Source organism: Sphingomonas sp. (assembly GCF_039595165.1).
Lineage (GTDB): Bacteria > Pseudomonadota > Alphaproteobacteria > Sphingomonadales > Sphingomonadaceae > Sphingomonas.
In genome coordinates this window covers 1-12,249 of the sequence record NZ_JBCNMA010000030.1, presented here as the reverse complement: position 1 = coordinate 12,249, position 12,249 = coordinate 1, and the positions used below count along the sequence as shown (strand labels likewise).

The window sequence follows — 12,249 nt, the reverse complement described above, 5'->3', positions numbered from 1 at the left end:
CAGCCTGTTCGTCCCGCCCCGTCCCTTGCGCTTGCTCCCGCTTTTGCGGGGATGGCGTCAAGGTGCAAGCGCCGCCCGCGACGGGCCGTGCTCAATCCGCCCCGGCCGCACGATCGGCGACCCGCTCGATCGGCCCCAGCACGCCCAGGAACCGCTTGATCGCGGCGCGCGCCGGCAGCTCGCCCTTCTCGGCCGAGACCATCACCGCCACCGCGCGCTGCCTGCCGCCGAGCAGCTTGGCCTTGAGCGTCTCCGCCTTCACGCGCGATTCGCTCGGGGTGAGCACGTCGCCGATGCGATACCAGGTGATCACCTCGCGCTCGACCGGACCCGGTGCGGTCATGCGCATCGCGCCACCGCCGTCGAGCTCGGGCAGGTCCTCGATCCGCACCCATTTGTCGTTCTCGCGGATCGCGCCCTGGCCGAAGCCGACCAGCTCCTTGCCCTCGCGCTGGCTGCCATAGACGGCGAGCACCAGATCGACCTCGGCGCCCAGCCCGTCCGAATAGCGGCTCATCACGAAGTGATCCGCCCCGGGGAAGTTGGGCTTCCATTCCGCGCGCCGGCTCGGCGGCACCTGAGTCCAGCCCGCCACCTGCGGCGCCGCGACCTTGGCCGGGAGCTGATCGGCGCGTGCGGCGAACGCCCCGCCCCACGCCATGAACAGGCTCACGATGCAGAGGCCGGTCAGCGCCACCACCGCGGGCATCCGCGCGACGCCCGGCCAGGCACGCTGCAGTTTCGCGGCGTCGAACCACGGCGCATCGGGATCGCGGTCGAACCACTTCCAGCCGATCGCCAGCACGCCCGCCATCACCGCGCCGAAGAACACCCAGCCATAGACGATATGGTCGTATCCCGTCGCCGCTTCCGGCGAGGTCAAGTACGCCGCGTAAACGGTGCCGAACGCGCGCAGGCCATTGGCCAGCATCGGCACCACCAGCGCCACCGCCATGAACGCCGCGCGCCGCGTCCAGCTGACGTAACAGACATTGGCGACCAGCGCGCCGTACGCGACCATCGCGATCACGAACTTCGCGCCCGAGCACGCCTCGGCCACCTCGAAATAGCCGTTGGGGGTGGTGATCAGGACGCCGTCGACATGCGCCGGCACCCCGAACAGATCGAGCAGCGGCACCAGGATCGCCACCGTCAGGTCCTGCAGCGGCTTCTCCAGCCCTTCGCCGAAGGGCACCAGGAAGATCATATAGGCCAGCGGAAACAACAGCGCGCGCGCGACATTGGGGCCGAGCAGCGCGACCGCCGATCCCTGCAGCATCACGACGAGGCCGAGATGGCGGAACAGCGCCACCCCCGCGGCGTCGCCGAGCAGCCAGGCGAACCCGCCGCCCGCCACGATCGCGAGCCCCGGCCACCACGCCTCGGCGCGCACCGCGGGCAAGTCCGCGCGGCGCTGCCACACCAGCCACGCCACCACCGGCGCGATGAACAGGCAGTGGCCGAAGGTCGTGTTGGTCCAGTAGATCGTGGCGAGGTCGGCGACGTCGCGGCGGAACAACAGCAGCAACGCGGCCCACATCCCGGCGAGCAGCAGTGCATTGCGCCGCCAGCTCGCGTCGAACTGCGCGCCGCGCGCTTCGAACGCGCCGTCCGCCACCGCCGTCGTCATGCCGCCACCGCCGCCTTCCGGCGCGGCTGCGGATCGCGGACGCCCTTGAACCCCATGATCTCGTCGAGCGCCGCCAATTTGGCATCCCAGCTATAATGGTCGATCACGCGCTGTCGCGCCGCCCGGCCCAGCTCGGCAGCGCGCACCGGTTCATCGAGCAGCGCGTTCACGGCATCGGCCATGCCGCCGACCCCGTCGCCGACCTCGATCGCGCCGCCATGATCGATTCCGGTCGCCGCAGCGGCCGAGGCCACCACCGGCCGGGCCATCGCCATCGCCTCGAGCACCTTGTTCTGCACCCCGCGCGCGAGCTTCAACGGGGCGACCACGACGGAGGCCGCGGCGACCCAGGGCCGCACGTCGGGCACCTCGCCGGTCACGGTCACGCCGGGAATCTTGGCCAGCGCCTGCACCGCCGCGTCGGGCTTGCGGCCGACGATCGCGAACTGCGCGTCGGGATGACGCACGCGGATGTGCGGAAAGACCGATTCGGCGAACCAGGTGACGCCCTCGATATTGGGCCGATAGTCCATCTGCCCGGTGAACACGATCAGCGGCGCCACCGCCTCGAGCCGGCGGAACGGCGCATCGGGATCGAAGGTCGCGGTGTCGATGCCGTTCTCGACCGCGTGCACGCGCTGCGCACGCGTACGATCGCGGAACAGCTCGGCCTCGGCCTCGCTCACGAACAGGCTGGCGTCGGCCTTGGCCGCCACGGCCTTCTCGTACTGCGCGAGCATCCGCGCCTCGCGGCGGAGCATCCAGCCGGTGAAGCCGCGCGTGGTCTTGCCGTAAGAGGCGAACTTGGCCGAATCCATGTCGACGAAGTCCATCACCACGCGCTGGCGCGGCTTGTGCGGCAGGTACTGCGCCATCTGGCTCGAGAAGACATAGATCGTGTCGATCGAATGCCGCGCGAGCATCGTCTCGACCGCCTCGCGCAGCTCGGGATTGTCGAACGCGGTGAGCGAGAAGGGCCGCCGCTGGATCAGCGCCTGCGCGCCCGCGGTCGCCTGCCCTTTGCCGCGCCACACGATCTGGCGGTTGCCGGTGATCTTGCTGAGCCCGCCCTTGCGCTTCAAGTCGGCGGGATCGTCGGCAAAGGCGATCAGGTGCACGCGCTTGCGGCGCGAGAGGTAGCTCAGGATGTTGTACGCGCGGATCTTGTCGCCGCGGTCGGGCGGAAACGGCACGCGGTGCGCGAGAAAGAGGATGTCGCCCATCAGCCGAGCCCCCGCGAGATCCACGGTCCGACGCGATTGGCGATCGCCAGGGGAAGCTTGCTCCACACCGCCACTTGCAGCCGGTACTTCGGGTTGAGCGGATTGGCGTCGCGGATCGATGCGCCGTTGGCGACGCGATCGTAGTAAGTGAGCGGCTGCGGCTCGAACCCCCAATTCTTCTTGAATGCGCCGGCGCCGGTCCCGACCTTTGAGCGGCCGAAATCGAAGCGCGTGCAGCCGCGTTCGCGGGCGTGGCGCATCAGCTCGAAATACATGCGGTCGTTGGCGCGCAGCCGCCGCGCGTCCGCCGTTCCGCCGCCCCAATAAGGATACACCGTTCCTCGCCAATACAGGCTCAGCACCCCGGCCACCGCATTCCCCCCGTCCCGCACGATCAGGACATCGGCCGCCTTGCCAAACTCGTGCAACATTTCTGTGAACAGGCGGCGCGGAAACACGGGGGTGCCCAGATTGCGGACCGATTCGGCATAGACCGCGTAGTGGGCGGCGATATCGGCCGAATCCTGCCCGACCGAAATGCCTAGATCATAGCCCAGCGACTTGCGCACCTCGGCACGCTGCTTGCGCGGAATCTGCAGCAGCTCGGCCTCGTCGTCCGCCGCGAGATCGCGCGCGAAGCCGAGATAATGGCTGTCGTCGACGCTCCATTCAGGGCCCGGCCTCGGTCCGCCGCGCACCTCGGCGCTGGGACAGCTCAGCCTCACCGCGAGCTGCCAGCACGCCTCGGCGAGCAGGCGCACCACTTCGGGTTTGTCGGCGAGAATACCGCCGCCTACGCCGAACCCGGCCGAGGCGAGCACGCGGCCGAACAGCGGCGAGTGCAGTTCGGTCAGCGGCATCACCCCGACGATGCCGAGCTCGCCGCGCTCAGCGAGGAGGTAATGTGCCTTCTGTCCGCAGCCTTTCTCCACCGCCGCGCTCCACGCCGGCAGGTGAAAGGGCGTCCCATCGGGATGCGCCTCGACGAACGTATCGATCCGCGCACGCTCGGCCGGATCGGCAAGGTCCGCGACGCGCAGCGTCGTCGAAGGAAGGCGCACGGGCGCGTTCACTGGAGCTTCGCCGCCTCGGCCGCCGCAACGCGATCGGTGCGGTCCCAGCGATGCTTCGCCATCAGCGTGCCGAGCTTGCCCGCCATCGCGCCGAGCCGGCTGTAATGGCGCAGCTTCGACCTGAGCGGCGCGTCGGCGACGCGCGGCTGGCCGGGATCGACCTCCCACGGGTGGAAATAGAAGATCGCCGGCTGACCCGCGCCGTTGAGCGCGTCGATCGCGCGATAGATGACATTGCCCGGCAGCAGGCGGAAGAAACCGCCACCGGTCGTGATCTCGCGGCCGAGGAAGCTGGCAGTGGTCACCGGCAGCTCGATCAGTTCACTGCCCGCGACCGGACGATATGCGCGGCGCGGCGCATCGGCCCAGCCATAATGATCGTGCCCGATCGGCGCGACGCTCGACGAATAGGCATAGCCAGCTTCGGCGAGGATCTCGTGCGCCCAGGGTGTGCGCTTGTCGATCGAGAAGCTCGGCGCGCGATAGCCCGCGACCCGCTGTCCGCTCGCATCCTCCAGCACCGCGCGAGCGCGGGCGATATCGTCGCGGAACTGCGCGGGCGTCAGGTTGAACACGCGCTGGTGGTCCCAGCCATGGCTCGCCACCTCGTGCCCGGCGTCCGCGACGCGGCGCATCAGCGCGGGATATTTGTCGGCGACCCAGCCGAGCGTGAAGAAGGTCGCTTTGACCCCGCCCGCGTCGAACAATTCCAAGACCTTGTCGGTGTTCGCTTCGACGCGGTGATCGAGCCCGTTCCAGTCGCCGCGCGCGATCACCTTCTCGAACGCGCCGACCTGGAACCAGTCCTCGACGTCGACGGAGAGCGCGTTGGCGGGCGCGGGCGCGGTCATTGCCAGGCGGCGGTTTCGCGCCGGGGTGCCCGATCCTCCTCGCCCTCGATGAAATCGACCATCAGCGTCAGCACGCGGCGCAGCGCCGCGTCCTGCTCCTCCAGCCGAGCCTCGAGCCGCGCGATCCGTGCCGAAAGCGCATCGATCGCCGCGCTGTCGGCTGGCGCGGTCACCACCTCGCGGATCGGTGCCGGGACCGGCGCCGGCGCTGCCGCTTCCGGAGCCAGGGTCGCTGCCGCGGCCAGCGGACGTCCCGCGACCACGGTGTCGTTGTCGAGATCGGCGATCACCGTCGCGACCTCGTCGCCGCCGAAGCTGTCGAGCTGCTCGATCGCGCCGAACAGCATCACGCGCCCGGCGAGCTGGTTGACCTTGCGCGGGATGCCGCCCGACCAGCGGTGCATCGCGGCGATCGCGTCCTTCTCGAAGCGCGGACGGCCGTTCCAGCCGACCACCGAGAGGCGGTGGACGAGATAGGGCTCGAGCTCCTCCAGCCCCATCGGATCGAGCTGGTGCATCGCGATCACGCGCTGGCGCAACTGCTCCAGCCGCGGATCGGCGAACAGCTCGCGGAACTCGGGCTGGCCGAGCAGAAAGATCTGCAGCAGCGGGTAGCCGCCGGCCTGGAAGTTGGAGAGCATGCGCAGCTCCTCCAGGCTCTCCATCGGCAGCGCCTGCGCCTCGTCGACGATCAGCAGCGTGCGCTTGCCGGTGCGCGCGACGGCGTGGAGCCCCTTCTCGATCGCCGCGAGCGTCTGCGCCTTGGCGAGCCCGGTGGTGTCGGAGCCGAGCCCCGCCGCGACGAGGTGGAGCAGATCCTCCGACCTTACCTGGCTGGTCACGATGCGGATGACGTTGAGCCGCTCGCGGTCGATATTGTCCATCAGGTGGCCGACCAGGGTGGTCTTGCCCGCGCCGGGCGCGCCGGTGATGACGATGAAGCCCTCACCCTGGCTCAGGCCATAGCCGAGATAGGCCATCGCCTTGCGATGCGTGGCGGTATCGAACCAGAATGCCGAATCCGGCGTCAGCTGGAACGGCCGTCCGCTCAGGCCATAATGCTCGTCGTACATCATCCCACCCGTTAGAAGCCGTACCGCAGGCCGAGCAGCGCCTGGGCAGACGTGCTGCCCTCGCCCTCGATATCGAATGTCGAGATACCGAGCGTCGCCGATGCGCTGAGCGGACCGAAGCTACGATAGTATGAACCATTGGCGCCAGCCCCGAACACGCCCGGTGCGCCCGGAAGGCCGGTCTCGAAATAATTGGCGTAGACGTTGCCGCTGACGCTCGACACCGCGTCGAGCGCCTGCGACGCGAAGACCTGCGCGTACCAGGTCTCGTCGCTGGTGCCCGCGATGATCGAGCTGCCCGGCGGCACCAGATAGCGGCGGTTGGCATAGCCCGCGCCGAAGCCGAACGTGGTCGGACCGGCGTTCATCGACAGCACGCCGACCACGCCGCGCGCCCGGTAGTTGGCGCTCGCCACCGATCCCAGCGCGTCCGTCAGGCATCCGCCCGCCGCCGTGCCGGTGTCGCCGAACACGCAGCCGTTGAAGGCGTCGCCGAACGGATCGTTGGGCGTGCGGAAGCTGGTCGGCAGCGCAGCGAGGTCACGCTGAAGCTGGCGGCCGAAGCTGTCGACATGGTCGTAGACGCCGATCTGAAGCGCCGAGCGCCGCGACATCTGCCATTGCAGCGAGCCGGTATAGCTCATCGATTCGTAGCGGCGGCCGACGCGCGCCTCGAGCATCAGGCGCGAGCTCGGCTTGTAGATCACGCCCGCGTCCCAGAACACGCCATCGACGTCATAGGCGATGCGCGGCGGCGAGGCGGGATCGGTGACGAAGCGGCCGTTGCCGTCGCGCACGATGTCGCCGTTGATGTCGCGCAGCGGATCCTTCTGCGTGATCTCGATCTTCTCGTAGCCGACGCCGCCGACCACCGCGAGACCCGAGCCCACCGGCAGCACCGCATCGACGCGCGCGAACTTGCCGTCATATTTCTGGTCGAGCTGGCCCGCTTCCTCGCGCTGCCAGGCGCCCGCGACGCTGAGGCCGACGGGCAGCACCGTGCCCGCCTTCACGCCGGCGGTGACCTGGGCGAGATGGCTGGTCGCGGAGTCGTAGAGATCGACCGGCGGCTGCGCCGGATCGACGCCGTAGATGTCCGGCTCCTCGACCTTGGTGTAGCCGAAGCGATAGGCGGCGCTGACGTCGATCGGGCCGTTGCCGGCCTGGAAGGTCGGGCCGGCATAGGCCGAATAGACCTGGCTGACGTTGCGGACATTGCCGGCGAGATTGCCCGGCGCGTCGCCGCGGATGTCGCTGCGCGTACGCGTGGCGAGCGCGCCGCCCTCGAGCGTCAGATGCGGGCTCACCCGGACCGCGGCGCGGGCGAGGCCGCTATGCGTGTCGCCGTCGGCAAGGTCGCGATTGTACGAGAAGCGATGCTCGTATTTGTACGCGAGCTGCACTTCGACCCGGCGCGTCTGGATCGACGCGTCGATGCCGACGCCGACGCTGGTATAGGTCAGCACCTCGTCGCTGTCGAAATCGGCGACGAGCACCTGCGCGGCCTCGACATAGGGCTCGATCGACTTGCGCCGCTCCTGCGCGGCCGCCGGAAGCCCGGCGATGACGGTGGCGGCGATCGCCGCGGCAAGCAGCCTCACGCCTCACCCTCCCCGTAATAGGCGCCATAGGTGCCGAAGCGGCGGCCGCCCGGCTGGAACGAAACGCTGTTGAGCACGAGCTGGATCTGCTCGCACCCGTCGAGCAGGCCGACCGCCTCGCGCAGGTCGCTCTCGCTGGTGCGGTCGGCGCGAACGACGAGCATCACCTGCCCGACATGCCCGGCCAGCACCGAAGCCGGCGACGCGGCGAGCGCGGGCGGCGAATCGAAGATCACGATGCGGCGCGGATTCGCCGCGGCGAGCGCGTCGAGGATGTCGTGCGCCCGCGCGCTCGCCAGCAGCTCGGTGTCGGCGTTCGAGCGCGTGCCCGCGGGCAGCACCGAGAGCTGCGGCACGTCGGTGTCGAGGATGCACGCCTCGGCGCTGTCGATGTCGCCGGCGAGCACGTCGAGCAGCCCCGGCCCCTCGGGTGCGCCGAGCCGGTGCAGCACGTCGGGCTTGGCGAAGTCGGCGTCGACCAGCAGGATCTCGACATCCTTCTCGGCCGCCATCGAGAGCGCGAGGTTGATCGCGCAGAAGGTCTTGCCGTCGTTCGGCTTGGCCGAGCAGACCAGGATCATCCGCGCCTTGTCGGCGTCCTGCGCGCGGATCGCGCGCGCGGTGTTGAGCAGCTGACGCTTGATCAGCCGGAATTCCTCGGCGAGCGCGGTCACCGCGGCGCCGGGGACGAGCATGCCCTCCGCGGCGAGCTTGTCGCGGTCGATCGCGATACGCGGCCGGGCGCCCGGAACGCGGGGCGTACGCGCGACCGGCGCGGGCTGCGCGACTGGTGCCGACGCGGGCGCGGGCGCCTCGACGCGCTGCGTTTCGGCGAGGTCGAGCGCCGGCGCCGATGCCTCGGGCGCGGGCTCCGCGCGAACCTGCGGCTGCGGTTCCGCCTTGGGCTCTTCCGGCACCGCCGGGATCACCCGCGGCTCGTGCATCAGGTCGTAGCGCGCCGCGGCGCGCTCGAGCAGCGAGCCCTGGTAGCGGCGGGGAGTCTGGTCGTTCATGTCTCGCCCCTCACGCCGCGCCGCGCTGGAAGATTTCCAGCCCGAGCAATGCGACCCAGGCGAACACCAGCCCGCCCATCGCCGCCGCGAACATCTGCACCCGCTTCTTGCGCAGCGCAGTCTGCGCCGCGGTCACCACTTCGCCGACCGAGCCGATCACCGGCATGCCCGAGGCCTTTTCGAGCCGCTTGCTGGTCGGGAAGGTGCCGGCGAGCTGGCTGAGCCCGAACGCCGCCGCCACGCCGCCGCCGAGGCCGACGATCAGCACGCCGGTGAGCAGCAGCAGCCGGTTCGGCGCGGTCGGCGCCGCGGGGGTCACCGGCGGGTCGATCACGCTGAACTTGACCGCATCGGTCTGGCTCGCCGCCTGGCTGCGCAGCTTCACCTGCTCGCGATCGGCGAGCAGCTTGTCATACTGGGTCTTGAGCACCTGATAGTTGCGGTCGATCTCGGCCTGCTCCTGCGCTGCGGCGGGATCGCCGGCGATCTTCTGGTCGAAGGCGTTGATGTCCGCCTCGATCTGCGCCTTGCGGTTGGTGAGCGCGGCAACCTGCGCGGCCTTGTCGGCCTGCATCGCGCGCAGGCTGAGATAGAGCGGATTGGCGTTCGCGCCGCCGCCCGCCATCGACACCGGCTCGCCGCGCGCCGCGGCCTGCGCCTGCGAAAGCTGGCTCTTGAGCGCGATCACGTCGGGATGCGCGTCGGTCCATCCGCGCGCGCGGGCTTCGGCCAGCTGTCCCTGAATAGCCGAAAGCCGCGCGCGCGCCGGCCCGGCGACAGCGCCGCCGGCCCCGGAAGTGGTGGCGGCAGTGCCCGCCATCTGGCCGTTGACCGCCGCCAGCCCGCTCTGGGCCGCGGCAAGGTCGCCATTGACTTGCGCCAGCTGGCTGCGCGCCGCCGCCACCCGCTCGGTGAGCGAGCCGGTGCCGGGCAGCGAGCCGAGATAGCGCGCCTGGAACTCGGCCTGCTTGGCCTCGGCTTCCTGGAGCGCCTTCTGGCGCTGCTGGAGCTGCTGGTCGAGGAAGGTGAGCGACTGGCTCGCCTCGTCACGCCCCTGAGTCAGATTGTCCTCGACGAAGATGTCGATCAGCTTCTGCACGATGTCGCGCGACAGCTTGCCGTTGTTCGCGGTCGCGGTGATCTCGAACAGATTGTCCTGCTGCGCGGTCACCTTGATCTTCTGCTGCAGCCCGGCCACGCGGTCCGCGACGTCGCGGTCGGTCGCGACGGTGTTGGCGAGCGCGGTGCCGCGCACCACTTTCTCGAGGTTGATCGCGCTGGCCAGCGTCTGGCGGACGCGGTCGATGTCCTTCTGCTGCTCCTGCTGGCTGGCGAGGCCTTCGCCCGGCAGGATCTGGCGCAGCTGCACGAACACCCGCGCGCGGCTCTCATACTGGTTCGGGATCTGCGACACCACCAGCCAGCCGAGCAGGCACAGCGCCCAGGCGACCGCCGCTGCGATCCAGCGCCGCTGCCACACGCCATGGACCGCGGTCCGGACTTCTTCCCAGAGACCCCCCATCAGCCCGGCGCCCTCAGAACATGCTCTCGGGGATGATGATCACGTCGCCCGGCTCCAGCCGCACGTTCGCGCTCGTATCCCCATTCTTGAGCAGGTCGGACAGGCGCACGCGATATTCGCGCTGGCGTGCCGAACTCTTGTCGAAGCGCACCAGCCGCGCGCGGTTGCCCGCGGCGAACTCGTTGAGCCCGCCGACCGCGATCATCGCGTCGAGCAGGGTCATGTTGGCGCGATACGGGATCGACGCCGGCTTCTCGGTCGCGCCGACCACGCGGATCTGCTGGCTGTAGGTACCGCTGAAATTCTCGACGATGACCGAGACGATCGGATCCTTGATATACTCGCCGAGCGCGATCTTGAGGTCGTCGGCGAGCATCGCCGGGGTCTTGCCGACCGCGGGCATGTCGCTGATCAGCGGCGTGGTGATGCGGCCGTCGGGGCGCACCTGGACCTTCGCCGAGAGCTCGGGATTGCGCCACACGAAGATCTGCAGGCTGTCGAGCGGGCCGATGACATATTCCTCGCCCGGCCCCTCGCGGCTGGCGACGAAAGTGGTGGCGGGCAATTCTGGGCGGCTTCCCCCGCCCGAGCAGCCCGAAAGCGCGACCGCGGCGATCGACGTCGCCATCACGATCCGCGCACCATGCCGAAAACGCATTCCCGAACCTCCGTACCGTGCGCGGAGGACCGGCGTCCCGCCCCCGCAATCCACGCACATTTCAGCGATTGCTATGGGTGCGAGAGGTAAAGATACCGTTAGGAAAGAAGATCGCGGCGTTGCCGAACGAGACACGCTATGGACGTGTCGGCAAAAGGGCCGAATCGGTTTCGGCCTCGTATCGAAGCGGAGAAAAGGCGATGATCGCGATTGACGTGCCGATGATCGACGGCGGCGACGGGCAGCATGGCGGCTGGCCGCCTTCGCCCCCGCCCCCCGCGCCGGCACCGACCCCCACGCCTCCGCCGACGCCGACGAAGCCCAACGAGTAAGCTCGCCCGTGGGGCCGGGACATCTCTACTATCTTGGAATCCTGCTGACCGGCCTGTTCGTGGCGCCGTTCAGCCCGCTCGCGCGCGTGATCGTGGCGAGCTGGCTGGCTGGCGAATTCGGCTATTGGCTCGGCGTCCCGTTCCACTGGGTCAACCTGCTCCAGCATCTCGCGGCGTTCGTCATCGGCAGCCGTTATCTGCGCAATGAATGGTGCATCGCGGCCTGGGTGATGTTCCTGCCGATGCTGGCGTGCGATGCGCTCGCGCTGATCCGCGAGCAGGAAATACTCGCTTGGTGGGGGCTGCTGTGCACCGCGCTCGCCCAGCTCGTGTTCCTGCCGCTGGGTATGGACCTCGGCCGGCCGTGGCTGGGCCTGCCCGGTGCCGGCCAGTCCGACGGCGCCGGCGCCCCGCGCGGCGGGTTGCGGATGCGCCTGTTTTCCGGCTGATCAGCCGACCGCGACGATCTCCGCCGCGGGCCCATGGCCCAGGAACGCCGCCGGGCTCGCGCTCGCGCCATAGGCGCCCGCCAGGAACACCGCGACGACGTCACCCGGCTCGGCATGCGGCAGCGCCACGCGGTCGGCGAGCCGGTCGAGCGGGGTGCAGAGCGGACCCACGATGGACACGGTTTCGGTCGGTTCCGAACCCATCTTCCCGGCGATCGCGACCGGATAGTTGCGCCGCACCACCGTGCCGAAATTGCCCGATGCCGCCAGCTGGTGATGCAAGCCGCCGTCGCAGATGAGGAAGGTCTCTTCGCCGCTCGCCTTCCGGTCGATCACCGTCATCAGATAGACCCCGCACTCGCCCGCGATCCAGCGTCCGAGCTCGATCGCGAAGGCCGCGTCGGCGAGCACGGCGGGCCGCGCGGCCAACACGTCGCCGAGCGCCGCGCCCACCGCGTCGATATCGACCGGCGCATCGCCCGCGAAATAGGGGATGCCGAACCCGCCGCCGAGATTGACCAGCGGCGGCCGCGCGCCCGCCTCGTCCGCCAGCCGCGCCGCCAGCGCCACCGTCGCCGCCTGCGTCTCGACGATCGCCGCGGTGTCGAGCGATTGCGAGCCCGCGAAGATGTGGAAGCCGCGCCAGTCCGCGCCCGCCGCGATCAACTGCTTGACCAGTGCCGGCACGCGCGCCGCATCGACGCCGAATGGCGAGGCGCGCCCGCCCATCTTCATCCCCGATCCGCGCAGCTCGAAATCCGGGTTGACCCGCACCGCCAGCCTGGGCGCCGTGCCCAGCCGCTGCCCGATCGCCAGCGCGCGCG

12 protein-coding genes are annotated in these 12,249 nt (G+C 69.8%); 2 read left to right on the top strand and 10 right to left on the bottom strand.

Going from position 1 to position 12,249, the window contains the following annotated elements:
- Positions 1-91 precede the first annotated feature (91 nt).
- The 9 genes from xrtA to ABDV68_RS07745 are packed head-to-tail and all read right to left on the bottom strand — an operon-like array spanning position 92 to position 10,644.
- Positions 92-1,630, bottom strand: coding sequence for an exosortase A (gene xrtA / locus ABDV68_RS07785; RefSeq protein WP_343519229.1), 1,539 nt, complete (start codon positions 1,628-1,630; stop codon positions 92-94).
- A complete protein-coding gene (locus ABDV68_RS07780; protein WP_343519227.1) occupies positions 1,627-2,853 on the bottom strand; it encodes a TIGR03087 family PEP-CTERM/XrtA system glycosyltransferase in 1,227 nt (408 codons plus the stop codon). The genes xrtA and ABDV68_RS07780 overlap by 4 nt, the downstream gene beginning before the upstream one ends.
- On the bottom strand, positions 2,853-3,926 hold the full coding sequence (locus ABDV68_RS07775) for a FemAB family XrtA/PEP-CTERM system-associated protein (protein WP_343519226.1): 1,074 nt from the start codon (positions 3,924-3,926) through the stop codon (positions 2,853-2,855). Before ABDV68_RS07775 ends, ABDV68_RS07780 begins: the two co-directional genes overlap by 1 nt.
- The gene (locus ABDV68_RS07770; RefSeq protein WP_343519225.1) at positions 3,923-4,777 is read right to left on the bottom strand and encodes an XrtA system polysaccharide deacetylase; all 855 of its coding nucleotides are present in this window, start codon (positions 4,775-4,777) and stop codon (positions 3,923-3,925) included. The genes ABDV68_RS07775 and ABDV68_RS07770 overlap by 4 nt, the downstream gene beginning before the upstream one ends.
- On the bottom strand, positions 4,774-5,850 hold the full coding sequence (locus ABDV68_RS07765) for an AAA family ATPase (RefSeq protein ID WP_343519224.1): 1,077 nt from the start codon (positions 5,848-5,850) through the stop codon (positions 4,774-4,776). Before ABDV68_RS07765 ends, ABDV68_RS07770 begins: the two co-directional genes overlap by 4 nt.
- Positions 5,851-5,861: 11 nt before the next feature.
- Complete coding sequence (locus ABDV68_RS07760) at positions 5,862-7,451, bottom strand: hypothetical protein (RefSeq protein WP_343519223.1); 1,590 nt, start codon at positions 7,449-7,451, stop codon at positions 5,862-5,864.
- On the bottom strand, positions 7,448-8,464 hold the full coding sequence (locus ABDV68_RS07755; RefSeq protein WP_343519222.1) for an AAA family ATPase: 1,017 nt from the start codon (positions 8,462-8,464) through the stop codon (positions 7,448-7,450). Before ABDV68_RS07755 ends, ABDV68_RS07760 begins: the two co-directional genes overlap by 4 nt.
- A 10-nt stretch (positions 8,465-8,474) precedes the next feature.
- Positions 8,475-9,986, bottom strand: a complete 1,512-nt coding sequence (locus tag ABDV68_RS07750) for an XrtA system polysaccharide chain length determinant (RefSeq protein ID WP_343519221.1) — start codon at positions 9,984-9,986, stop codon at positions 8,475-8,477.
- A gap of 13 nt (positions 9,987-9,999) precedes the next feature.
- A complete protein-coding gene (locus ABDV68_RS07745; RefSeq protein WP_343519220.1) occupies positions 10,000-10,644 on the bottom strand; it encodes an XrtA/PEP-CTERM system exopolysaccharide export protein in 645 nt (214 codons plus the stop codon).
- 200 nt (positions 10,645-10,844) lie between these two features.
- Between ABDV68_RS07745 and ABDV68_RS07740 the strand changes: the two genes are divergently transcribed.
- Both ABDV68_RS07740 and ABDV68_RS07735 read left to right on the top strand, forming a co-directional pair.
- Entirely contained in the window at positions 10,845-10,976 is a 132-nt protein-coding gene (locus tag ABDV68_RS07740) for a hypothetical protein (RefSeq protein WP_343519219.1), read from the top strand.
- An 8-nt stretch (positions 10,977-10,984) separates the two neighbouring features.
- The gene (locus ABDV68_RS07735) at positions 10,985-11,425 is read left to right on the top strand and encodes a hypothetical protein (RefSeq protein ID WP_343519218.1); all 441 of its coding nucleotides are present in this window, start codon (positions 10,985-10,987) and stop codon (positions 11,423-11,425) included.
- Here the strand turns inward: ABDV68_RS07735 and ABDV68_RS07730 are convergent.
- The coding region (locus ABDV68_RS07730) for a pyridoxal-dependent decarboxylase, exosortase A system-associated (protein ID WP_343519217.1) at positions 11,426-12,249 on the bottom strand (824 nt) is incomplete at its 5' end.

What these genes read in the sequence shown, in the direction of transcription:
- xrtA (WP_343519229.1), bottom strand. Translation starts at nt 1,630, where the DNA reads ATGACGACGGCGGTGGCGGACGGCGCGTTCGAAGCGCGCGGCGCGCAG.
- ABDV68_RS07780 (WP_343519227.1), bottom strand. Translation starts at nt 2,853, where the DNA reads ATGGGCGACATCCTCTTTCTCGCGCACCGCGTGCCGTTTCCGCCCGAC.
- ABDV68_RS07770 (WP_343519225.1), bottom strand. Translation starts at nt 4,777, where the DNA reads ATGACCGCGCCCGCGCCCGCCAACGCGCTCTCCGTCGACGTCGAGGAC.
- ABDV68_RS07765 (WP_343519224.1), bottom strand. Translation starts at nt 5,850, where the DNA reads ATGTACGACGAGCATTATGGCCTGAGCGGACGGCCGTTCCAGCTGACG.
- ABDV68_RS07755 (WP_343519222.1), bottom strand. Translation starts at nt 8,464, where the DNA reads ATGAACGACCAGACTCCCCGCCGCTACCAGGGCTCGCTGCTCGAGCGC.
- ABDV68_RS07750 (WP_343519221.1), bottom strand. Translation starts at nt 9,986, where the DNA reads ATGGGGGGTCTCTGGGAAGAAGTCCGGACCGCGGTCCATGGCGTGTGG.
- ABDV68_RS07745 (WP_343519220.1), bottom strand. Translation starts at nt 10,644, where the DNA reads ATGCGTTTTCGGCATGGTGCGCGGATCGTGATGGCGACGTCGATCGCC.
- ABDV68_RS07740 (WP_343519219.1), top strand. Translation starts at nt 10,845, where the DNA reads ATGATCGCGATTGACGTGCCGATGATCGACGGCGGCGACGGGCAGCAT.